This is a genomic window from Streptomyces sp. NPDC050388 (assembly GCF_040655635.1).
GTDB lineage: Bacteria > Actinomycetota > Actinomycetes > Streptomycetales > Streptomycetaceae > Streptomyces.
On sequence record NZ_JBFAKH010000085.1, the window covers coordinates 1 to 22678 of the forward strand.

Sequence of the window (22678 nt, forward strand, 5' to 3'; positions counted from 1 at the left end):
CTTGGGGCGGGACATCACACACCTCCCGATCGGCACGAACTCGCACCAGTGCACCCAGAATAATGCAAACACCCTATTTTGTTAGGGGCTCTTAGGCGCGTCGAGGACCTTGCTCAGTTCCTTGAGGAGCTGCCAGACCTGTTCGCGAGCCTCTGGAGCGGTGATGCTGCGGTTGGTCAGCTCGATGATGTACCGCTTGAAGGAAGGAGGTTCAGAGACACTTTGGGCGGTTTCCTCGGTGCTGACCCCACCGGCCTGTCCCGTCGTGGCCCGGTACTCCTGGTCGTCGTCGCCGAACAGACCGCCCTGCTCTGCGTCGCGGACTGACCTGCCTCGTTGCTCAGGAAGCGTAACCGTCGTGATGCTCTTGGACGTGCCGCCGGTGACGGGCACGGCCTCGGCTTCCTTGACAGTACGGCGAAGTTTCTGGCTGATGGAGCCGATCGAGATGTGTTCCGAAGAGGTGATGGCCAGCTTGTCGCCATCGGAGTCGGCCAGTTCCCAGCCGTTGTGGAGCAGAGCGAAGATCGCCCGGCGTATCTCATCGGGCGTGGGGACCAGTGGGAACAAGGGATTCTTGTAGAAGGACTGGACGACTTCGCGGGGGGTGAGGGTGCGCTCGAAGGTGTCCAGCAGGGCGGCGAGGTAGTCCGCCGATAGCTCTGTTGCACGCGTGGCACGCCCGGCCTCAGCAAGTACCTTCCAGACCTCATCCCCGCGCAGGGATGACTTGCTGTCGTCGTTGAATCGCTTGAACTCCACGTGCAGCCCGTCCGAGACGCGGACGAGGTAGGCATAGTGCTGGAAGGCCTTTTCGATGTCCCTCTTGAGTTTGTCTTCAGCCTCGGTCAGCTTGGTGGTGGCTTCGCGGAACTCCTCGATGTCCTCGGGGTCGATCTGCTTGAGAACGCTGCGCCAGGCGAGGACCTCCCTGGCGCGCTTGCGCGCTACGTCTCGTCGCTGTGTGTTCACGCAGGCCACGACGCAGCTGGCGGCGTTGTCCACGCGCAGTGCATTGGGGCCGAGGCCGAGGAGAGCGGTGATTTCGGCGCGGCTCAGGGTGTCCTTGCCGTTGAGCAGAGTCCAGCGGCGCGGGTCGAGTACTACGAGGCGGGTGACGGCGGAGTCCACCCCCTCGAACGTACGCTCAAGGTCGATGGCTCCGGTGGTCGGCGCGTCGATGAAGCGGATTTCGTCGAAGGTCCCGGGGCTAGCGAGTTTTTGTGCCTGCTCCCAAATCAGCCTCTCGCACAGGGGCAGGTCCACCAGTGCGAGGGAAGCGGTGAAGTACATCCGAAGCGTCTGCTTGATCGACAGGTAGTAGCGCCCGGGTGCGTTTGCCGGCTGGGTAATCTCCAGTGCGCCAAGGCCGTCCTCGCCGGTGAGGGCATTGAAGGTCTCCTCGGCGTCGGTGTAGGGGGTTCCGGGGGCCGGAGACGGTTCGAGGATGGCGGCAAGCATCTCGGCCTTGGTCGCTCCTCGGCCGCCGCGTGGGCGGGCGACCATCGAGTAGCAAAACAGGGCGGTGGCCATGCGCACGCCCGCGTGGTCCTGGTCGGCGGTAACACCGGCGGCGCGCAGCCGTTGGTCGATGGTGACCGCACGTCCCGCCGACCCATCGCTGCTGGTGATGTCGGTGGTAGCGACGGAGCGGTATCCCTGGATGGCTCGGTCGTTGCCCATGAACAGGCCGGAAGACATCAGCTGTTCGAGGGTGGTGGTGAGCGGAATGTCGCCGACGCCGATGAGGGCGGGGGCCCAGCGTCCGGCCTGGTGCTCGGTGACCCAGTGCAGTGCGGTCCGAGCGAAGATCGCGACAGTGGAGCGGACGCGCTGGAAGTTCTGGACCTGTGACCACTCCTCGCGCACCAGTCGCATGAGCTCGGGGTGGAAGGGGTAGCTCGCCTTGACCCGCTCGGCAAAGCCGGTCAGTCCTCGGTTCGGGCCGAGCTTGTCGAGCACCTTGTCCCGCCAGCCGGCCTTGCTCACCGTGGCGTACTGCTTGGCCACCTGCGCTGCCGCAACGCTCACATCGGCTGGCTCGAACAGGCGGCGCTGAATGATCGAGGCGAAGTCATGGGGTTCGGTCACCGCGACTCTGCCGTTCGGGCCGTTGCGCACGAGCCGCTCGGAGACATAGCTGCGAAAGTCTTCGGCCAGTGGCGGATATCCGCGTTCGTCGAGCTCACTGCGAATCATGACCACAACAAAGGCGACGCGAGGAACGTCGTCGCAGGCATCCATGAGCGCGTTGAGGAACGCCTTCTCGTTGGGCATGCGGTCGACGTTGGTTCCGTCGGCGAGTTGCAGCACGTAGTCCATGAGCTCGTCGAGCAGGATGAGCACCGGGCGGCCCGCATCGCTGAGCGCCTTTTGCAGCGTTCCTTTGTTCGGGCCGGCATCGACGTAGCTCTGGTAGCGGTCCATGTCTCCGTCGGTCAGTGACCACAGGAACCGCTCAAACAGGTTCGTGGCCGGACCGAATGTCTCACTGGTCCTGCCGGGGCTGAAGTAATCTGCCGTGAGAACAACAACCTGGGCATCGGTGAGGTCTACACCGGTGCCGCCTTGTTCCGCCTCACCACGGACTTTTCGGCCCAGCTCCGTGGCGAAGAACTCCTGCGGCGAGTTGGCCATGTGGTAGAGCCCGACCAAGGCGTGGCTCTTGCCTCCGCCCATGCCCTGGTCCAGGTGGAACAGCGCCGTGGCCTCGGCATCGGTGCCCAGGCGGCGGGCGATGCGGCTGAAGAAGCCGACAATGTTCGGGGTGGGCTGGGTGATGTCGCCGTAGTAGTCAACCTTGCGGTAGGGCACGTCAACGGTCTGGTAGACGGCCTTGTGCAGGCTCATCTGCAGCTCGCCGACCGACCCGTCGGACGCTGTGACCTCGGGCCGCAGTGCCAGGACATCTGCCCAGTGCGAAGCGGTGTCGGTCGACATGCTCAAGACTCCTTGGTGGAAAACGACAGGGAGAGCTGCTCTTCGCGCTCGCCGGCAGCGAGTTCGGTGGCGACGTGCTGGGCCAGGCTGGTGATGGTGCCGGCGTTGCGTTGAATGGCAGTGAGTGCCTTGGCAACTGCGTCGCTGGGCGGCAGTTGCGAGAGGATCTCGCCGACGACGGCCCACAAGTGCGCGTCGGTGGCCTGTCGTTCGGACTGGGTGACGACGGCGGCGACGCCTTCGGTGGCGCCCTGGTCCCAGGCGGTGGCCATGGCCCGGACCACCTCGAACGTCGAGGATTTTTCGCTGATGGCGCTTGGGGCGTCCAGACGCAGCTTGTAACCGCTCTTGCTCTCCGTGAGCAGCGCGCCGCGTAGTTCTTCCAGGCGAAGGTTGTCTGCCTGGGCCAGGAAGCGGGCCTCGCCTTTCGGGACGTCCGAGCGGGCGTAGAGCCGCTGCCAGAAGACGGCGAAGCGGGTCGGTGCGTCGAACGTCTCGAGCGGCAGCTCGTCCAGCTTGAGCGCCGTGGCGTCGCGGACCGCGGTGCGTGCCAGTGTGAGGTAACGGTCGAGCTCGGCCTGGCTGCCGTCGGGCTTGAGGATCTTGGCGTAACGGCCGTAGACCTCCATCGTCGGCCCGTAGGCGGCCATGAGCTGGTCAGTGAGGGCGAGGCCGTCGCGGTCCCACTCCCGTGCGGCGGCCTTGACCCGCTCGGCGACTTCACGGTCCGCCTGGGCCACGGTGGTGACTGGCCGGTTCTCGGAGACGACGCGGCAGCCGATCGTGACCGTGACCTTGATGCTCGCCACGCCGGTCGCAGCCGTCTCGGTCCTCGACGGCCAGGAGCTGGTGACGACGAACCCGGCATCGTGCAGGGCGCCGAGCAGCCGTCGCCACGCGTCGGGGTCGGAGTGCCCGAACACGACGACGAGGTGGCCGTCCGCGCGCAGCACCCGTCGCGCCTCGCCGAAGGCACGGCTGAGCATTTGCTCGTAGAAGTCGCGGGTGCGGTGCTCTCCGGGGGCGTTGCCGCGCTTGACGATGATCTCGTCGGTCTTGTCTTGCAATCCGTCGCGTCCGGCGTGGTCGAACAGGTCCGGCATCAGCTCGCGAAGCGTGCGGCGAAGCCAGACGTAGAAGAGGTCCGACACGTCGCCGTAATCGATCATGTTGTAGTAGGGAGGGTCCGTGATGACGGCGTCCACGGACCCGTCCCGGAACGGAAGGGCGACCGCAGAAGCTCGCCGGAACCGCCCGGGGCGGCCAGCGGGTGACTCCTTAAGCACCTTTTTAAGGGCGTTAAGGCCGCTTTCGCTGACACTGGCCCAGGTACCCGGGCCTTCTCCCGGTCCGGCTTCGGCGTAGTCGAAGTTGAACGAGACCTTGCTCTCGTTAGAGAAGACGTGGTCGACCTGCACGCGGTTTTGAGCTGTGCCGTTCGGGTTGCCGTGACTGCGCAGTTTGGCGCCGCGGGTGGCGACGCGCAGTTGGCGAGGCAGGTTGGCGGCTGCATACCCGGCAAGTGCCGTGGCGTACTCGGAGCTGACGCCAGCCGCGACGCACTCATTAGCGATGTCCTGAATGGCACGAACGGTCGCGACGAACTTGGTCGTCTGCCGCGCGTTCATCAGGTCCCCGTAAGTGCGGTAGCCGTATGCGCTGGCCCTTACGGTGTCCTGATTCCCCGCGGGGATGACCTCATCGGGTACGGCGTGGAGGTCGGCCAGCGGCGGCAAGGAAGACAGGTCCACCGATATGGCGACGCTGCTCTCCTGTTCGGTCGGTACCCTGAAGATCTTGCGGGGCCCCTCGAGCTCCTCGCCCACGGCGAGGAGAGCATCGCGGTATTGTCCTGCATGCCCCATGCTCTTCACGGACTCGAGGGTGTGCACGTGACCACAGGTGGGGAATGGGCACCGTGCGCTCTTCCCCTTCTTGCCGGAAGCTGCCGCGAAGGTTGGCTCCTGGATCGGTGGTCCCTCAATGACCTCGGTTCGCCATGTGTCCTGTTCGATGACCAGCCGCAGCGCCTGCCCGTGATCTTCCGTGCGCCGATACGGGTGTCGGAGGACGAGGGAGCCGATCAGGGGAAAGCGGCGCTTGCAGTTGTCGCAGGGGATGGTGACCGCCCACAGGTAGGCCCAGGGGAAGGCGCCGTTGCTGCTCCGTGGATAGAGCGGAGATACGGCCGACGCAACCCGTGCCCCAACCTCGGCCAGCACCAAACGTACGTCCTTGAGCAGACGAGGCTCGTCCGGGTCGAACAGCCCCTCATCGGTCGAAGGCGCCCCGAAGGGCAGATCCGGCTCCGCCGACCAGTCCCGCAGCGGGTAGTCGGCCAACAGACGACCGGCCAAGGTAGCCACTGGGCTGAGATCCGTGCCGACGGCAGTGACACCGAGGCGCGCGGCTTCGAGCGGGATGATGCCGCGTCCACTGAACATGTCAAGGACAACAGGGCGATTGGCCGAGTACTGCGCGGCGACCGCCTGGCGGAGGCGCTGCTGCGCTGCGAGGTCTCCGCGCTCGATCGCGGCACGCACATCGTCACGGTGAATCGTCTGGTCAGGCAGTAGCGCTGTAAGTACGGCCGCACGAGCCTGAGCGATGGGGCGGGAGGCGAACCAGGTGAAGAGCGCCTTTTCGCTGCGGCCGGATCCGGCCGGAGTACCGACGGCGTCATCGACCGAGGAGCAGGGGAACCAGTGGTCGATCAGACGGCTGCGCACATCAGTGACGGTGGTACCAGTAGCTGCCGTGTTAGCCGTCGGTGCCTGGTCGGTGGTGGTCACCGCTGCTCTCCCATCAGCCGACGCAGGTCGGCAACCTTGATCTTGAACCGCTCGATGCGCCGAGGGCCGGCGGCCAGCAGTCCTGCCGGGTCCTGGGCCCGGATGAGGACTGTCGGGGACGTGGCGCAGTCGACGACGACGTAGAGCCAGTAGTCCTGGCCACGTTGCTGTGCCTGGGCCCACTCGTGCTGCTCCAGCCACACGGGTTCCAGGCCGGCCTGGACGCCCTTGACCTCGATGAGGCGCTGCTCCCGGGTGGTGCGGTGCCGGGCGAGCAGGTCGTAGCCGACGCCGGCGGTCTGGCGGTCGTCCACGTCGAAGCCGAGCCGGTCGAGCTCGGCCAGGACGGTGGCCACGGCGATTGCTTCGCTGTCGGGGTCGTAGCCGAGCTGGTCGGCGCGGGCCTCGCCGGCCACGTGTGTCCAGCCGATCAGGCGGGGAGCGCTCTGTCCGACCTTGCTGATGTCGTCGAGCTGGGCGAGACGGTGGCGCTTGAGTTCCTCGAAGCGGGCCATTCGCTCGCGTCGTTCAGCGGCGGGCAGCTCTTCGAGTTCGTCCATGTAGCGGTACTCGACCTGGTCGAGTTGTCGGCGGGCCTTGTCGACCCACGTCTCCTGCTCCGCGCGGGCGCGTGTGACCTCACGTGTGAGTGCTGCGCGGGCTTCCAGCTCGCTGTCGTGCCGCAGCGCCGGCGACAGGGGTGGCGCGGTGTGGCCCGTGCCGGTCGGCCTGAGCAGCATGAGGGATTCCCAGGCGGTCTCGAATGCGCCGGCGCCCGAGTACCGGATGAGGATTGGGGACTTGCGGCGCTGGCGGCGGATGCCGTCGTGTACCTCGACCTCGGCGTCGTAGACCAGGAGGGTGTAGTTCGTCAGTGAGGCGGGGTCGGTGAGGATGGTGCCGCGGATGAGTTCGCTCTCGCCGGTGCGCAGCGCGAGGTCGATCAGTTCGGCGAACGATTCTTCGGTGGGGCCAAGGACGACGGCGTCGTCCAGTCCTTGGGCACCGTCGTTGATGGCCTGTCGGACGGAGGCGCCGTCGGCGGCTATCAGCGCGTCGTGTTCGCCGCCGAGTGCCGGGGGTAACAGCCGGGTTGAGGTGACGCGGCGTATGCCCTTGGCCGGGCCCGGGCCGAGGCGCCACTGCTCGGCGCGGGCGAGTTGGTCGACGAAGCCGTCGACGATGACGGGGTTGATCGCCTCGAGGCGGTCACGGCGGAACCGGTCAAGCGCGGCCTCGGTGTTGGCGGGGGTGTGGAGCCGGTCCTCGTCGTTGACCAGTTCCCGGGCTTTGGACAGCAGCTCGGCTGTGTCGGGGACGGTGACGGCCTGCCCGGCTTGAGCGTCGACGAGCGCGCGGGTGTAGTCGAAACCAGCGCGGGCGGCGGCCGCGTCGAGCAGGTCGAAGATTCTTCCGCCGAGTGCTTGGCCTGCGGCCTCGAGGTTACCGAGCATGACCTCTTGGACCCGGCCCTCGCGGGTCTGGGGGGCGACGAGGTGGTAGATGTGCACCGGCTTGGTCTGGCCGATGCGGTGCAGTCGGCCCATGCGCTGTTCGAGGCGGACCAGGGACCACGGGATGTCCCAGTTGATCATGACGTGCGCGGACTGCAAGTCGATCCCCTCGCCGCCGGCATCGGTGGAGACGAGGATCTGGAATCCGCCGGCGAGGAAGCGCTGCTGGAGTTGGTCGCGCTCGTGGTGCCGGACTGCGCCCTCGAGGGTCTCGACGCTGTACCCGGCGTGGGTGAATCGGCCGGCGAGCCAGCGGGCGGTGTCGGCGAACTCGGTGAAGACCAGCAGTTGGCCCTGTCCGGGCGCGATGCTGTGGTGAGCGAGGAGCTTCTCCAGGCGTAACCACTTGGTGGACGGGCTTGAGGCTGTGGCCTGTCGGATGGCTGCGATGACCCCGTCGATCGCCGTGAGCTCTTCGCTTTTGTTGCGGCTGCGTGCGGTGACGACGACGCCCTCGGCACGCTTCCAGGCCTCGTCGTCCTCGACGGCCAGGTCGACCGACCCGTCTCCCCGCGTGAACTCATCGGGCACGGGGCCGCCGATCCGCAGGAAGGCCGGCCCCTTGAGTGCCTCGTGGCGTCGCTTGATCGTGGCGGCGGCGGCCACCAGCGAGGAGGCAGCGCGCTTGCCGTAGATGGAGCGGGCCAGGGTCGCATTCTCGCCGTAGTAGCCATCGACGTAGTCCATGACCGCGGTGTACGCGGCCAGCTCGGAGCCGCTGAGGTCGATGGTCACGGTCTCGGCGTAGCGTGGCGGGAAGAGCGGCTCCCCATCGAAGTCCTTCAGCTCCTCCTTCATCCTGCGCAGGAAGGACAGCGTCGAGGGCCTCAGTGCGTTGGGGTATTCGGTCTGCCGCGAGTCCCACGGGTACAGCGTGGGGTCGAGGAGGCTGAGCAGACCACGGAAGTAGTGCTCCTTGCCGCGGTGCGGCGTGGCAGTGAGCAGCAGGAGGTGGTGGGTGCGGTTCGCCACCTCCCGCGCGGCGCCGAGGTACTGGGAGGTGGGGGTCAGCCGGTGCGCCTCGTCGAAGACGGTGAGCGACCACGATGCTCGGGCCCCGGAGATCTTGCGCCGGACGTCCGGGTTGTAGGTGTACAGATCCACGCTCACGACCCATACGCTGACGCGCGGATCAAGGTCACGAGGGTCCCGCGCGACCTCCGGGGTGATCGTGGCCGCCTCGATCGCGAAGTAGCGGCGCAGGTCCCGCTTCCACTTCTCCACCAAGTGCGCGGGCACAATGATCACTGTCCTGCCGGGCACCAGACCTCGTCGGGTGCCCTCGGCTATGTACATGCCCGTCATGATCGTCTTGCCGGTGCCCGGCTCGTCAGCAAGCAGGAACCGCAGACGTGGCTGGGCAAGCATGTGGCTGAAGACGGCCTCGTCCTGGTGCGCATACGGCCGCAGCGGGCGCGTAGCAAGCACCGCGGACCGAATACGGGGGACGGCGTACTGCATCCACCGTCCCCATAACGCGGCCAGTGCCCGACCGGGGTCGCCCTGGGCGTCGTTGACAGGCACGGCAGCCGCGCGCAGCTCATCAAAGCTCAGCGCAATGTCGGCGAGCGTGCCGTCACCGCCGCGAACAACCAGGTCAGCGCCGTCGTCGGTAGGTGCAGCGGCGATGACGGTGACCATCTCGCCGTCAACGCGGAGCTGAGCACCACGAACTGGCAGACTCTCCGGGTCAATCATGCTCACAACTCACCCCTCTCCCTAACCCAGCATCAAAAACCGCTCGGAGGATGGAGCGTTGATGTGATCTCTCCCTTGAGGCCTTCCCATGGCGCCTCGGGGCGCATCCTAACAGCGACGTATCGCACAACTTCGGTCGCGCGTTCGGCAGCCGTATCACCGACGAGTAGACCCGCGCAGCAGCAGACTGCAGTCGATGCCCGGCTGACAGCGATGATGCTTGTGGTGACGCTGCCAGCGGGTCTGCCGCCAGGGAGCTGTCGAAAAATAACTCCTCGGTTCCGGGTGCGGGTTCATGGGTTCAGCGCGCGGTCGGCGATGGCGGCGAGCTGGTCAGCCGTGGTCACGGTGATGGCGCCGGTAAGGATGGTGCTCGAAGGCCTGAAGGACTCGGGTGGCCTCGCGGACGTCGTCGCCGACCCCACTGCGGCGGGGGCCGGCAAGGGCGGCGGGTTCGTCACCGACCTGTCCGAGCTGGTCGCCGAGTTCCGCACCACCTTCGCCCGCATCGAAGACCTCCTCGCGGACGTGGACGGCCTGGACCTCACGGTCCACGGCTACGAGTCCGTGCGCGCCATCAACGTCTTCCTGGACGCCCACCCCGATGCCGCCGCAGTGTTCAACCAGGGACTACCGGCTCCTGGCCCGCCTGTATCCGCTCATCAACACCGACAAGCGGGTCGCCAAGTACCGGGACGGCTTCGGCCTGTTCGGGTCCGTGTACACGACCCTGTTCAAGAAGTCCTCCGACGAGGAGCGGAAGGAACGGCTGGCCGAGCTGGGACCGATGGTCCTGGAGATCATCAACGCCCACGTCCACTCCTTCTCCGTGGTCGCCTCCCAGGAGGAACCCCTCGTCCTGGACGCCCAGGGCATCGCCATCCTCAAGGAGCTGCTGGCCCTCGTCCGCCCCAAGCCCGCCACGGGCGACGACCAGGACAAGAGGCCGCCGACGGCGGCGAAGATCCTGGACCACATCAAGGCCGCCCTCGACAACGGCGTCGACCCGGCTTCCGCGAAGTACACCGCCCTCGCCGAGCGGATCAAACTGCTGCGGGACCGGATCATCCAAAACGCCCAGGACGCCCTGGAGTTCCTGGCCGAAGCACTTGGGTCGCCCGCCCCATCGTGGACGCCCAGAAGCACCCCGATCAAGCCGTCGTCGTGCTGGACGACGACCACGTGGGCGTCCTGTCCCGGATCATCCACGACCACGCACCGCCCGGCCTCACCGCCACAGAGAGGAACCTGGCCGAGGAGATCGACCAGGTCGTCACCCACACCCTCACCCGCTCCTGGGACAACGCCGACGCCCGCAACCGCGGCGTCCGCCGCGCCACCGCCGCGGTCTTCCGCCGGTACACGCTGAAGCCGGTGGGGGAGCCGTATGACTCCACCGTCGCCTACATCGAAGCCCACTACCTCGTCGACTGACGAACCCACGAAGGCCCGGCGTGCGACATCCCGGCCTCGCGTCAGTGCACCACGGGACATACCGCGTCGTGACAGTGAGCCCCGCTGCCCACGTCACCCTCATGCCAGCAGCGGACCGTCACCCGCCCCCACCATGACCAGCGAAAAGACGGCGGAAAGCAGCCGCCGGCGACTGCCGACCACTTCACTGACACGAACCCGACACATCGCATCTCACGAAGTCCGCGGTCGGCAGGTGGGTACGTCACAGGTCGGGGCCGGCGAAGATCTCAAGATCGACAGGAGCGAGTTCGGTGACGGTGGTCCGCTGCCGGATTCCGGTGCCGGGGTGGCCGGACGTCATGGGCGCAGTGCTCCGGCAGCGGTCCGTGGAGGAGGGCCTCAAGCGCGCCACCAGCGCATCCTCCGGCGGCTGGCGGCAGGGCATGGCGGGGCAGTGGCTGGTTGCTGCGGGGCAGCGGTGGATCGTCGTGCAGCGTTGGCGGCGTTCTGCCACGTTCGACGGAGGGCATCGGGCAGCTCTGGGAAGTCGGGGTCGTGGCGGGCGATGTGATCGGCGATCACTGGCAAGGCGTCGTGGGTGATGCTGACCAGCCGGTGGGCGAGGTCGAGCGCGTTGCCCTGATAACCAGTTCGCTCCAGTACGGAGGCACCTGGACCGCGGAAGTAGGTGATCGCTTCGACGGCCCTGTGGGGGGCGTTCTGGAGCAGCTCATGCAGAGCATCTGCGCTTTGCGCGTCGTCGCCGAAGTTCAGGTACATGGCGGCCAGACGAGCGGTGGAAGTATGCAGTCCGATGAACGATCTCAGGGCCGTCGCCTCGGAGCGACCGCTGTCGCGGGTTGTGAGGCTTCTTGCCAGCCGCTCGCTGGTGCGGGTGGCTTCCTCCTTCAGTGTGCCGATCTCCTCCAGGGCAGCCAGGAGCCGGGCCCGGGGATCCGTCGCGGCCGGGGCAGCAGCGGTGACGATGGCGGTGGGGGCGCTGGAGATGTCGGGGGCGGGCTCGGATACTGCGGTGGGTGGTGCCCACAAGGTGGCGGGCAGCGCGGGGAGAAGGGTGGTGCGGGCGTCGGTGAGGGTGGGGAAGGCCGCAGCACCGGCGGGTCCGTTGAGGGCAGCAGTCCGGGAGGCGAGTTCGGCGGCCGGGGGCCGTGCGGCCGGGTCCTTGGCCAGGGCCGCGGCCACCAGGTCGGCCAGCTGGGCGGGTACGCCGTCGAGTTCGGGTTCGGCGGCGACGATGCGGTACTCGATCCCGATCGGTGCCCCGAAGGGGTGCCGGCCGGTGGCGGCGTAAGCGGTCAGCAGTCCCCAGGCGAACAGGTCCGAGGCGGTTGTGGTGGTGGCACGCTCCAGCTGTTCGGGGGCCATCCAGCCGGGTGTCCCGGTGGTCATGCGGGTCGCGGTCACGGCGGTGGCGTCCAAGTGGTGTGCGATGCCGAAGTCCACCACGCGAGGGCCGTCGGCGGCCAGGATCACGTTCGTGGGCTTAAGGTCGCGGTGGGCGACACCGGCGCGGTGGATGCAGGTCAGTGCGTGCGCGGTGGCCGCGGCGAACGTCGCCAGGGAGGCTCCGGTGAGGGGTCCGTGGGCTTGGACGTGCTCGGCCAGGGTGCTGCCCGCGACGTAGGGGGTGGCCAGCCAGGGCCGGTCGGCCTGCGCGTCGGCGGCGGTCAGCTCGAGCAGGTACGGGCCGGAGATCTTGGTCAGGGTGGCGACCTCGCGGGCGAACCGGCGGCGGTGCACCGCGTCCACCGCGAACTCCGGGTGGAGCACCTTCACCGCCACGGGCGTCTCGCCCGGTGGATGCGCGAAGTAGACCGTGCCCATGCCGCCGGCCCCGAGGCGTCGCAGCGGCCGGTAGGGGCCTATCCGGTCCGGCAGTCCAGCCGTGTCCACCGCCGTGCCCTCCATGGTGTCGTCACCGGTCAGGGCGTGATCGTAGCCCTGTGTGGAGGGGCGGGTCCTTCCGATCCCGGCTTCGGGACGACAATGACCATTCACATCGGGTCAGCCCCAGATCACGTCGGCCACTGGTCCGAAGCCGGGCTGGATGCCACGACATCGTGTCACGCTGTCCCGCAGCGACTGCGGAGGAGTTCCACACCGTCACCTTCGAGATCGTCGCAGTACGTCGCGCGCCCGGTCATGGCCATTACCAGGGACAAGGTGCGGCCGGACACGAGAGGCCCGGACCCGGTCGTGAACGGGCCGTCATCCGCTACAAGTCTCAGGCCACCGATGCGTCCCTTGGCAACGACCACGAGGTCTGAGCCCTGGTAGTACTCGGCCGTCTCTATGACGACCCCGATCGGATAGTCGCGGCGGATGCCCAGTGGGCGCCGGATGTCTTCTCCGTGCACGATCGTCTCGCCCAGCATGGCGATGGCGGGCAAGGGAGGCTTGGTCGTGCTCGGGACAATGCGCCGGAAACGTTCAAGGGTCTCGCCCGGGGTCGCGCCGAGCTGCTCGGCCAGCCGCATGGCCACCTGCTTGTCGAAGTCGAACCGGCAGCGGATCACACCCGCCAGCCAGCTCACGGCGTTGAGGCTCGCGCCCGCGGTCAGGTGCGCCAGCACCTCACGCACCGTCAAGCCGGCGCAGAGCGACGGTGTTGCCCACTGCTCGTCCGTCAGATCTGCGAGATCGGCCGCCAGCGCCGCTCGCTCGGTGCGGATCAAGGACCAGAGCCCGGTCTCGCGATGGCGGTCTGCTGTCAGTGCCGGATCAGTCATATGGGCTGGACTCCTGCCAAGGATCGTGATCTGCGTTGTCCCCGGCCCGAACAGTGGACGTCCGGCAGGGGCGTTCCCGAAGGAGACTCTTGCTCCGGAGCAAAGTCATCGCCAGTGAGCGATCTTTTCTCCGGCGCCTGAACCCGGATCGCACGCGCACCGGCAGCTACCGCAGTTGGCACGCCAAGCTCACCAGCGGCTGCCCAGCGTTGCCAGTTCTCATCGACATTTTGGAGCCGTCTGATCGCTAAGTGGTCAGCTCCGGAAGTCCTTCGGGGGGTGATCAGGCACGCCGCCTCTGGTCCCGGATCCGGGACCAGAGGCGGCAGCTCCTGGACGACGGCCGCCACCGTCGCCTGCGCGCTCTCGCCCGTACGGCGGGCTACGGCATCCTCCGCGGCGCCGCCAGCACCAGTGACCCAGCGCCCCCGCTGAGCTCGCCGTACACCGCTGCTGGCAGCCCCCACCTCGGCACCGAGGCCGGGGCTGCCAGCGCGATACGGCGCAAGTACCAGGAGCCGGAGCAGGGATGACAGCCGGGCGCGGCTCCGGCACCGACGCGCAGCATCGGCGAGCACGCCCAGGCTGCGTCCGCGCCGCCCATCCCGCCCTGTCCCTTCTCCTTCACTCCAGCCAAGGGACAGATGTCGCAGGTCGGCGCGCCGCGTTACTCCATGCGGGCGACGCCCTCATGCGCGTAGGCTCCGGCGGCATGGCCGCCGACAGCATGGTTCAGCTCGTCTCCTATCTCGCCGCACAGCAGCCGTACGAGATCGTGGGTACACCGGAGAGTGAGTGGGTCGACTTCAAGAGCGTCCCGCCCGAAGGGCCGTACGACCTGAGCACCGACAGGGGCAAGTTCGAGCTCGCCAAGGACGTCGCCGCGTTTTCGAACGCCGGCGGCGGGCTGCTCGTGTGCGGCTTCAAGGCGAAGAAGAAGCAGACTGAGCTCTACGAGGTCGCGGAGAAGGCGACGCCCTTCGACAAGAAGCTGGTCGACAGCACGAAGTACAAGGACGTCATCACGGAGTACGTACGCCCGCTGCTCAAGGTGAAGTTCTTCTGGTACGACCACCCCGAGGGTGATCCAGAGGTGTCCGGGCACTACTTCGTGATCGAGGTACCGGCACTGCCCGAGGCCGACCGCTGGGCGATGGTCACCCGGGGCATCACCGACAATGGCCAGTTCATCAAGAACAGCTGGACGGTCCCGATCCGCAACGGCGACACCACGGCCTTTCTTCCGCAGGACGAGGTGTACCGGCTCCTGAACGACGGCCTACGCGCGCGGCGCGGGGCCCATGCCGCCGTGCCCGCGCCGGCCGCAGACCGGGGGGAGGCCCGGGAGGTCCTGCGCGCCGACCTGGGGATGGAGGAGACGCCGGTGCTCTTCTTCCAAAGCATCCCCGATCGTCCACGCGGCCTTGTCCCGGGCATGTACGCCGACGGCGGCCTACGGGACGTCCTGAGCAACCAGGACACACTCCGGGGGGCGCACGCCTTCAACTGGTCCTCGGCATACAAGCGTCCGGAATCTCGTGAGGGCGGCTTCCTGCTGACCGACGCTCCCCGTCGCGGTCTGCTGGTCGAGTCGGACGGCGCGGTCACCGGGGCCGCGTCGGCGACGGCAGAGATGCTCGGCTGGGCGATGGAGCGCTACAACGACGGCGGCGGGGCGCGCAGGATCAGCGTGTTCGTGCTGACCGAGATCACGCTGGAGTATTTCCGGCTGGTCGACCAGCACGTCCTGCCGCTGGTCGACGGCGTATGGACGCACCGGATCGTCGCCGCAGACTTCACCCGGCCGCCCGGACGTGCGCTCGCTTCCGGTGACGACCCGGCCTTCCCGTTCTGGGGCGCCCCCCAGTTGGCCACGAGCGACGACTGGAACCACAGCTGGAAGGCCCTGGGCGACCCGGAACGCGACGCCTACGAAGCGCTGCGCCACATCTACGCACTCTTCGGCCTCGACGTAACCGCCAACCCCTTCATCGACGCGGACCGCGTGAGCACGGCCAAGCTGTTGGAGAAGAAGAAGTAGCGGGCCCCAGCCCTGCCTCCTCACGCACCGGTCCGGCCGGCCAGGCCGCTGCCGAGCATGATGCGGTCGTCAGCTCCGGTGGTGGCCAGGGCGGCAGCCCGGCGCGGAGGCCCCAGCCGACGCGCAACCAACTGAGCAACGCCCCGACCCCCGGCCACGCCGCCCATCCCGCCCGTCCCTTCTCCTTCACTCCAGCCAAGGGACACGGGCGAAAGCGGCCGCAATGGGGATGTCAGCGGGCCGACCACGCAGAGACCGCGTGTTGACCTGCACGAACACGGGAGGGTGCTACCGGGCCGCGCAACAGTAGGCGCAACCCTTGTCGCAGCCCGGCTCCTGGCGGCTCCCGAGCGGGCCTTCATGCCGCCCTCGCTGCCCCCGGGTGCGGGCCAGCTGCCGCAGCTCGGTGCGCGCCGCCGACACCGAGCGGGCGGTGTCCCAATACGGGTGCCACCACAGCCGTACGGACAGGCGCAGCAGGCGGCGACGCAGGGTGGTGGTGTCACGGCGGTGGTGGGCGGCGAGCGCTTGGTAGGTGGCGTTCCAGGCGGCTTGCGTCTGCACCAGGTCGTCGGGGAAGTCGGTGGCGTCCATACCGGCATTGGATCGCTTGTGCGAATTCATTGTCATCTCGGACAGGCCGCCGCCCGTCCGACCAGCCGTGGTCGGGGATGCGCGTGGCGGGGACGAAGATGTGGTCGGGGTTCGTGGTCGGCCCCAACCATGACGACTCGGGCGTGCTCCTCAGCCGAGTTAGACAGCGGGATTGCGGGCTGTCCCAGTGCGTGGCGCGGGGACCGGAGTCGCCTGACGCAGCTGGTCAGGGATGAGGTCGCCGTGGCGGTGCCGGAGGTAGGCGAGGGCCTGTTCCAAGGAGGGGTTGTGATCCATGCCGTTCTTGACGAACTCCAGCCGCTGCTTGGCTTCTCGCAAGATCTCCGACCATGTGCGCACCCAGACCCGGACTCGTGCGTGCTCGTATTGGGTGGGTTCGCTGTACAGGCCCTCTGGCTGGTTGGCTTGACGGAGGGCGGGCTTGAGCCTGTCCTTGATCGAACGGACCACGAGGTAGAAGTCCCAGGTGGTTTCGACGTTGGCGAAGCGCGGTTCTTTGAGGACGGCTTGCATGTAGTCGTCGACCTGGTTGGCCTGGTCACGGTCTGCGTCGACGGAGGGCGCCTTGAGCTCGATCACGAGGTGCCGGACGCGGTCGTGCTCGTGACTTTCGGCGGAGAGCATGAGGTCGACTCGTCTGGTGCCGCCGTCGACCGCGCGGACTGGCCCGTCCGGAGTCGGGCCCCAGCCGACAGCGCGCCGGTGGTGTTCCAGCATGCGGGTCAGGCCGATCTCGCTGCTGCGCATCATGTTGAACTCTTCGCCGAATACCCACAGCTCGCGTTCGAGGATCTTGTGGAGGTGGTCGCGTTCCTTGACTGCCCCGTAGGTGTCCACGTCGAACACCAGGTGCTCGAGGGCGGTCAGGAACTGTAGTCGTGAGGTGACGATGGACGATGCCCGGATGATGTTGGACAGGCTGGTCTGCTGGAGGAGGCCGTGCAGGTGGCTGACGTCGTCACCGCTCAGGCTCAGCACCTTCTCCAGGATCTCCACCATCTCGTCGGGGTTGTGGCGGAGGGAGTTCTGCAGCAGTGACAGCGTGAGCCGCTTCTTCGTCTTGTCGCCTGTGATGTGGCGGTTGATGGAGGTGGCGACCAGGTCGAATGTCGCCTGTTCGGCGCGGGCTTGGTCACCTTCGGCCCGGCGAGGATAGGGGTAGACGCCTTCTTCTATCCACCGCTCTACGAGCTGGCGGCGCTGGCGCCGGCGGCGTTCTTCGAGTCGGGCGCCGATCCAATCGCGGGCAGTCCGCAGCAGGGGGGCCAGGGGTGTGTCGCCGCCCAGCATAATCAAGGGGATCTCGTTGCGGTGCCGGGGCATAGGCTCCCACAGCACGTAGGCGGTGTAGGAGAAGTCGGCGTGCTCGGTGGAGACATCGATGCTCTCCACCGGGGCGCTCGCAGCGTCGCACAGGGCGATGGTGCGTTCGGTGCCGGTGCGCCAGTGGATCAGACGGATGGTGAAGGGATGGGGCTGCCCCTCGTAGTCGAAGGTGAGGTCCTCGGACTCTTCGTCCTGGATTTGGGTGCGCGGGTCGATGCGCTGGCCGTCGTAGGTGACCCGGACGTCGGTCCAGGTCAGCAGGTAGGGCGCGAGAGCCGCCGTGATCTGGGTGGCGGCTTTCGGCTCCAGGAGCCTGTTGAGGTGGCTGGCCTGCTTTCCCCAGAGCTCAACCTTTGTTCCTGTGCGGTCCGTATCGGGTGCTGGCTGCGAGTCGATGCGCCATGTCGTGCGCCGGCTGATCTCCGATTCGATCGTGGTGCGCATCAGGCGGCCGTCCAGTGCGCGGGCCGTGCTCGTCCAGCGTGTTGCATCGCCCAGTGCAAAGGCCCGCAGGCGTCCGCGGCCGGCCTTTCCGTGGAGCGGGCGCTGAAGCCGGTCAGTCGTGCCGCCCACCCGCTTGTCGGAGTTGCCGACCTGTTTGAAGGCAGTTCGTGCCTTCTCCGGGGTGATGCCGTCGCCGTTGTCCGCAACGACGATCTTGTCCACGCCTGTGGTGCCGGATCGCTGAATGGCCACGTCGACCTCGGTGGCGTCGGCATCGAGGGAGTTCCACACCAGTTCCAAGACAGCCTTGACGGCCTCTCGCTCGTGCGAGAGCTGACGCACCAGGTCGTCCCCGGCTTCCAGAAGTACGTGATCCGCCATGACAGCGCATCCTTCAGCAGGTCTGAACGGATTGTCCATCCCGCATCAACGCCCAATAACACCTTCCAGGGATCTCCAGCTTCTCCCTACAACCCTTCGGCGCCGACGGCAGTCTGGCTATCCACACCGATCAACAGCGCCGAGAGATCTCACATGACCATCCCGCATCCCGCCGACGCCCCGGAGCCCAGGACGCCGCAGATTGCTCCCGGCACAGCCGAACTGCTGGAAGGGATGAGCGAAGAGCAAGCAGCTCTGACCCTTGGTCTGGGCGTGCTCGTGCAGCGCGCTGCCGAGACCGAGTACATCTTGTACGGCCTCTACGCTCACCTCGGTGGCGTCGAGCGGCCCTACACGGACAAGCCCAGCGTCCCCGTCTCGCACTTCATCGACAAAGCCAAGGCCCGGTTGGCCACGATCCCCGAAGATCGGGTGCCTCCCCAGGCGCGCTCCGCGTTGCTGCACGACCTGGATCTGTGCACCGCCAGCTTCGAGGAACGCAACCGCTACATCCACAGCTGCTGGGTGTACGACCACGAGGTCTATGGGTGGCGGACCGTCAAGGGAACGAAGGGGCTCAACCGCCCGGAGATCGGCCTGGTGTCCAGCGAGGACGTCTGGGAGCTGGCTGGTGAGTTCGCCCGCCTGCGAGACAAGCTGATCGCGTGGGACGCCCGCTTCTTCGGTGAACCCGGCGACCCGGAATTGGGTGTGCCGCCCGCATCCTCGAAGCGTCTGTGACCACCGGTGCGCTGTTTTGCATGCGGGCGGCACACCCGCCGGAAGTAGCTTGTCTCCGGCGGGTCGCTTACTAGGGGCTGCTGCGTTCAGCGGCCGAGGGGCTCGGGGTAGCGCCGGCGGCGCCGGTCCGGGTCGTCGACGCCGATCTCGTACCAGGGCTCGCCGCGCTGGAGCCGGGGCAGGGTGTTCACCCAGACCGCGACGGTGATGCCCTTCACGTCGGCGGCGAGCGCCTGGAGGCGGTTGTCGAGCAGGTGCTCCTCCTTGCCCGCCAGGACGACGTGCAGCCGCGGGAAGGTCTGGGAGCGGGTGTAGCGGTGGCGCTGCCAGAACGGGTACGTTCCGCCGATCGTGCCGCGGGCGCCTTCCCAGACGCGGTGTCCGGCGTAGTGCTCGTAGTCCCAGACCTCCTTGGCGAGGCGGGCCTGGGACATGGTGCCGTTGTCGAGCTCGAAGAGGCGCACCTCGCTGGTCTTGGTCGGCAGGGCGAGGACGGCGTCGGTGTTGAAGCTCAGGCCGGTCTCCTTGATGGCGTGGTTGACCTCCACCTGCCAGTCGGTCAGGTGCTTGCGGCCGCCGTAGGCGAGGATCATGTCCGTCACCGCGACGCCGTGCGGACCGAACCCGGCCTTCACGGCCTTCGCCCCGGTGCCGGCCTTCGGGCGGGGAGGCAGCTCGTTGCCTTCGGCCAGCGCCTTCTGTCCCGCCGGGGTCAGGTTCCAGATCGGGTGCCTTCCGTCCTTGCCGTTCGTCTCCGCCAGTCCCAGTTCCGCCAGCTTCTTCATCGCCCTGCGCACGTACGACCGGCCGTCGGCATCCTCCGCCGTGCTCACCTGTGCCATCTGCCGCACCGTGGCTATCCGCACGCACCCCAGCATCCGCAGCGCATCGGCTCGTACCTTCCTGGCCGGAGTGGGCTTCTTCTCCTTCGTCGACGTCTCAGGGGAGGGGAGAGAGGTGTCAGCGTGGCGGGAGGACCCTTGTCGGTCGGTGTGAGCTGCGGTGATGGGCACGACGTTGGAATCGTTCGCGGCACCGTTCACGGCACTTCTTTCCGGGCCGCCCGGAGGGCTTTCAGCACCCCTTGACCGGGTCAGGCGCGGTTCCGGTTCGGGCTGTCGGGCGCTGCTGGTGTACGTCATGATCAGGCTCCTCACGCAGGTGGCGCGGGGGTCCGGATGGAGTCCCCCCGTCACCTGCTAGAGGTGTGGTGAAAGTCGACGGTGTGACGTTCCTCTGAGCGCCGTTACCGATCCGTGATCGTCAGGCGGGCGCGGCGCAGAGCTCGGAGACGATCGCGAACGAGGTCGTCACCATCTCCGCCGCCATGGCCGGCGGCATCGCCGCGTGCGTGGTCTGGCCGTGCGCCATGCCGTTGCGGATCTTCCGGCCGTAGTCGAGGTGCTCCGCCTGCCGGGTCGTCAGGACGCCCGCGTCGGCACCCTGCTTGATGAGCTGGAACAGCGGCTTGGTGCCCGCGTCCGGGATGCGGTCGCGCAACACGATCTCCACCGCGATCAGGGAGTGCATGACCGCCACGGTGGAGAACTCGTAGCAGTAGTACGACTGGCGCAGCAGCTCGCGGGCCGTCCGCAGGACGGTCGCCGCGGCCTCGGGCGCGCCGGCGGGCACGACCAGGTCCTCAACGAGGTCGTGCATGTCGGCGTAGCTGTCGACAAAGAGGTGGGCGCGTTCGTCCGGGACCGGGAACGGCAGCCGCTGCGTGGTCATCCCCGCAGTCTCCCAGCGGCACGCCCCAGTCGGCAGCGGCTTTTCCCCGAGCCGTCGCGCAGTGTCGCGGGACGGAGATTTCTCCCTGCCGGAATGGGCGGAATGTCGCAGGTAGCGGACCTGGACAAGGAAGCAACGCGAGCGCCAGCCAGGCGAGTCCACTCACCGTCGGTGCGCGGACTCTGTCCACAGGCCCGCGTACCGAGCATCGGTTCCGAGGCCGCCGCGATCAGCGGGGCGGCCCGTACGTGAGGAGCCGTCCATGTTCCAGAAGCCCACCGTGCCGCTCGCTCCGATGACCCCGGACGCGGCCATCAGCGCCTTCGCCTACCTCCGGGCCATCCAGGCCGGCGACGTCGAAGCCGCCTGCGAGTTCGCCAGCGCCGAGCCCCGGATGCCCGAACTGCTCGTCGACGTCGCCGAGCGGATCATCGTCTCGGTCACCGCGCTGCCTGACCGGGACGCAGGCGAACCGTGCGAGGACACCTTCGCCCTGGAAGCCCTCGGACGCGTCTTCGTCACCACCCTGCGCACCTGGGAGCAGTCCTGCCCCAGCACGGCGAAGGGCATCGCTGAAGCCATCATCGGCTTCGCGAAGGAGATCCTCACCGAGGACCACGAGGACGTCGCCGACGTCCTGCGCCAGCTGGAGGCCATCGGCGTGGGCCAGGCCCTCGATGCGCACCCCGCACCGGCCGATGCGCACCCAGTGCGCCTGACCATCGCGTAGTGCGCACCGCACGCATCGGATGCGCACCACCGCACCGCACCAGGTGCGTCTCAGCGGCGGGCGGTCCCTCTATCACACACCCCCTTGACCCCGGCCTGACCGCCAGCCCGAACGTGCTGTGGCAAGGAGAAACGTGCCGGGCGGTGCACCTGGTCAAGGGGGCCGACGCGCGCCAGGCCGACCTGGTCAAGGGGTCGGTCGACGGTGCGCGCACCGGTGCGGTGCGGAACATCGGGTGCGGTGCACCGAGTGCGCGCGAGAGTGCCGGGCATCGTCGGGTGGTGCGCACCAGAGTGGAATCCACTCGGTGGCGTCCACTCTGGTGGGGCCCATCGGATGGGCTCCACCCGGTGGGCTCCACTCAGTGGCTCCACCCAGTGGAGTCCATCGGGTGGGCTCCACTGATGAGACTTCTTGAAAAGCTTGCGGGCTCAACCAGCGCCGCAGGGCCGCCTGATCCGGCCTTGAGGCATCGGTACGGTCATAGCGGCGACAATGATCCTTCGGGGGCGTCGCAGCGCTTTGGCGTGGGGCGGCTACGTCTCCTCTCTCAACGCTGTCCGTAACCTTGCCGCGTCGACCACCCTGGCGCCCGCAGCGCGGAGCCCGTGCAAGGAGACCTCCGAGTGATACCCGAGCCCCGCAGACGCGGGTCCATCGTCCTGACCGAGCCGACCTACGTCTACGTCATGGTGCACCGGCGCCTTCGGGCCGCGAAGGTTGGGAAGGGCATGGCCCGGGCCGGCCGGATATCCGGTCACCTGGCGAAGGGCTGGGATGTCTACCGGGCCGTACTGATGCCGGACCACGCCTCGGCCTCGGCGATCGAGAGCCGGGTCAAGAGCCAGCTGGAGTCCGAGGGCCTGGCTCGATTCCTGCCCCAAGCCCAGATGCCCCAGGGTGGCTACACCGAGACAGTATCTCTGGCCCAAAAGTCGGCGGCCGAACTATGGCGGATGGTGCTGGAAGCCGAGGCCGCGACTGTGGTGGCCTGGGACCCCGACGATGTCGGGTCCGGGTATGTGGAGGACCTGACCCCCGTGGTTCTGATGCTCGCCTGGAACGGGCGCGAGCGGCTGCTTTTGCTCGCCAACGGCCTACCCGACGGCAAGCACGAAGGACGGCTTGAGTGGTCGGTGGCGCGAGAGCTGGCCGCTCGGCCCGGCTGGATGGTCTGGGCTGCGATGACGACGGTGGAATACGGCGGTGACCCTTACGTGGACGTCGACCACTGGTACCGGGCCGCCCATGGCGTCCTGGACCTGGAGCCCTACATGGACCCGGACATGATTGGTGAGTACGGGATCTCGCCGTACTGGGTGGACCCTTCCATGGGTAAGGGACAGGAGATCATGCGCAGGGTGATCGAGACGATCGGCCTGGACGCGGTGCGGGTCCAGGCTGGCGTGCCTGGTAGCACCGTTCAGTGGGAGCGGGTCGAAGCCTGGCGTCTGCACGCGCAGCGCGACTAACCCCTGAGTAAGGGCCGTCGACCGGGTGGTAGGGGTACGGCGCCAAGCTCCGGGCATCAGCCTGTAACTGGGTGGGGAACAAGGGCA

General features: G+C 67.7%; 15 protein-coding genes. 5 read left to right on the top strand and 10 right to left on the bottom strand.

The window, feature by feature from the left end; genetic code table 11:
- Positions 1–81 precede the first annotated feature (81 nt).
- The 4 genes from AB0I73_RS33255 to AB0I73_RS33270 form a co-directional block, all read right to left on the bottom strand.
- Entirely contained in the window at positions 82–2940 is a 2859-nt protein-coding gene (locus AB0I73_RS33255; protein ID WP_363043692.1) for a DUF499 domain-containing protein, read from the bottom strand.
- A 2-nt stretch (positions 2941–2942) separates the two neighbouring features.
- Positions 2943–5732 carry a DUF1156 domain-containing protein gene (locus AB0I73_RS33260; RefSeq protein WP_363043694.1) on the bottom strand — a complete coding sequence of 930 codons (2790 nt, stop codon included), beginning with the start codon at positions 5730–5732 and terminating at the stop codon, positions 2943–2945.
- The gene (locus tag AB0I73_RS33265) at positions 5729–8944 is read right to left on the bottom strand and encodes a helicase-related protein (protein ID WP_363043740.1); all 3216 of its coding nucleotides are present in this window, start codon (positions 8942–8944) and stop codon (positions 5729–5731) included. The genes AB0I73_RS33260 and AB0I73_RS33265 overlap by 4 nt, the downstream gene beginning before the upstream one ends.
- A gap of 333 nt (positions 8945–9277) precedes the next feature.
- Positions 9278–9499 (bottom strand): hypothetical protein, encoded by a 222-nt coding sequence (locus tag AB0I73_RS33270; RefSeq protein ID WP_363043696.1) that lies wholly within the window; start codon positions 9497–9499, stop codon positions 9278–9280.
- A 49-nt stretch (positions 9500–9548) separates the two neighbouring features.
- On the opposite strand from AB0I73_RS33270, the gene AB0I73_RS33275 reads away from it, so the two are divergent.
- On the top strand, positions 9549–10313 hold the full coding sequence (locus AB0I73_RS33275; RefSeq protein WP_363043698.1) for a hypothetical protein: 765 nt from the start codon (positions 9549–9551) through the stop codon (positions 10311–10313).
- Between the two features lie 446 nt (positions 10314–10759).
- On the opposite strand, the gene AB0I73_RS33280 is transcribed toward AB0I73_RS33275, so the two are convergent.
- Together AB0I73_RS33280 and AB0I73_RS33285 are read right to left on the bottom strand one after the other, a co-directional pair.
- Complete coding sequence (locus tag AB0I73_RS33280; protein WP_363043700.1) at positions 10760–12274, bottom strand: serine/threonine-protein kinase; 1515 nt, start codon at positions 12272–12274, stop codon at positions 10760–10762.
- A 170-nt stretch (positions 12275–12444) separates the two neighbouring features.
- Positions 12445–13110 carry a maleylpyruvate isomerase family mycothiol-dependent enzyme gene (locus AB0I73_RS33285; protein WP_363043702.1) on the bottom strand — a complete coding sequence of 222 codons (666 nt, stop codon included), beginning with the start codon at positions 13108–13110 and terminating at the stop codon, positions 12445–12447.
- Positions 13111–13822: 712 nt separating this feature from the next.
- Between AB0I73_RS33285 and AB0I73_RS33290 the strand changes: the two genes are divergently transcribed.
- Positions 13823–15151 carry a hypothetical protein gene (locus AB0I73_RS33290; protein ID WP_363043704.1) on the top strand — a complete coding sequence of 443 codons (1329 nt, stop codon included), beginning with the start codon at positions 13823–13825 and terminating at the stop codon, positions 15149–15151.
- Positions 15152–15439: 288 nt separating this feature from the next.
- On the opposite strand, the gene AB0I73_RS33295 is transcribed toward AB0I73_RS33290, so the two are convergent.
- Together AB0I73_RS33295 and AB0I73_RS33300 are read right to left on the bottom strand one after the other, a co-directional pair.
- On the bottom strand, positions 15440–15745 hold the full coding sequence (locus tag AB0I73_RS33295) for a hypothetical protein (protein ID WP_363043706.1): 306 nt from the start codon (positions 15743–15745) through the stop codon (positions 15440–15442).
- A gap of 159 nt (positions 15746–15904) precedes the next feature.
- On the bottom strand, positions 15905–17956 hold the full coding sequence (locus AB0I73_RS33300) for an ATP-binding protein (protein ID WP_363043708.1): 2052 nt from the start codon (positions 17954–17956) through the stop codon (positions 15905–15907).
- Positions 17957–18070: 114 nt separating this feature from the next.
- On the opposite strand from AB0I73_RS33300, the gene AB0I73_RS33305 reads away from it, so the two are divergent.
- Positions 18071–18658, top strand: a complete 588-nt coding sequence (locus AB0I73_RS33305; RefSeq protein WP_363043710.1) for a hypothetical protein — start codon at positions 18071–18073, stop codon at positions 18656–18658.
- Between the two features lie 86 nt (positions 18659–18744).
- Here AB0I73_RS33305 and AB0I73_RS33310 read toward each other — a convergent pair whose 3' ends face one another.
- Positions 18745–19800, bottom strand: coding sequence for a replication-relaxation family protein (locus AB0I73_RS33310; protein ID WP_363043712.1), 1056 nt, complete (start codon positions 19798–19800; stop codon positions 18745–18747).
- A 121-nt stretch (positions 19801–19921) separates the two neighbouring features.
- Complete coding sequence (locus AB0I73_RS33315; RefSeq protein ID WP_363043714.1) at positions 19922–20389, bottom strand: hypothetical protein; 468 nt, start codon at positions 20387–20389, stop codon at positions 19922–19924.
- Positions 20390–20651: 262 nt separating this feature from the next.
- Between AB0I73_RS33315 and AB0I73_RS33320 the strand changes: the two genes are divergently transcribed.
- Both AB0I73_RS33320 and AB0I73_RS33325 read left to right on the top strand, forming a co-directional pair.
- Positions 20652–21119, top strand: coding sequence for a hypothetical protein (locus AB0I73_RS33320; RefSeq protein ID WP_363043716.1), 468 nt, complete (start codon positions 20652–20654; stop codon positions 21117–21119).
- A gap of 626 nt (positions 21120–21745) precedes the next feature.
- A complete protein-coding gene (locus tag AB0I73_RS33325; protein ID WP_363043718.1) occupies positions 21746–22591 on the top strand; it encodes a hypothetical protein in 846 nt (281 codons plus the stop codon).
- The last annotated feature ends 87 nt before the right edge of the window (positions 22592–22678 follow it).

Bases quoted from the DNA above. Each gene is read 5' to 3' on its own strand.
- AB0I73_RS33255 (WP_363043692.1), bottom strand. From the start codon at position 2,940: ATGTCGACCGACACCGCTTCGCACTGGGCAGATGTCCTGGCACTGCGG.
- AB0I73_RS33265 (WP_363043740.1), bottom strand. From the start codon at position 8,944: ATGATTGACCCGGAGAGTCTGCCAGTTCGTGGTGCTCAGCTCCGCGTT.
- AB0I73_RS33275 (WP_363043698.1), top strand. From the start codon at position 9,549: ATGCCGCCGCAGTGTTCAACCAGGGACTACCGGCTCCTGGCCCGCCTG.
- AB0I73_RS33285 (WP_363043702.1), bottom strand. From the start codon at position 13,110: ATGACTGATCCGGCACTGACAGCAGACCGCCATCGCGAGACCGGGCTC.
- AB0I73_RS33290 (WP_363043704.1), top strand. From the start codon at position 13,823: ATGGCCGCCGACAGCATGGTTCAGCTCGTCTCCTATCTCGCCGCACAG.
- AB0I73_RS33295 (WP_363043706.1), bottom strand. From the start codon at position 15,745: ATGGACGCCACCGACTTCCCCGACGACCTGGTGCAGACGCAAGCCGCC.
- AB0I73_RS33300 (WP_363043708.1), bottom strand. From the start codon at position 17,956: ATGGACAATCCGTTCAGACCTGCTGAAGGATGCGCTGTCATGGCGGAT.
- AB0I73_RS33305 (WP_363043710.1), top strand. From the start codon at position 18,071: ATGACCATCCCGCATCCCGCCGACGCCCCGGAGCCCAGGACGCCGCAG.
- AB0I73_RS33310 (WP_363043712.1), bottom strand. From the start codon at position 19,800: ATGACGTACACCAGCAGCGCCCGACAGCCCGAACCGGAACCGCGCCTG.
- AB0I73_RS33315 (WP_363043714.1), bottom strand. From the start codon at position 20,389: ATGACCACGCAGCGGCTGCCGTTCCCGGTCCCGGACGAACGCGCCCAC.
- AB0I73_RS33320 (WP_363043716.1), top strand. From the start codon at position 20,652: ATGTTCCAGAAGCCCACCGTGCCGCTCGCTCCGATGACCCCGGACGCG.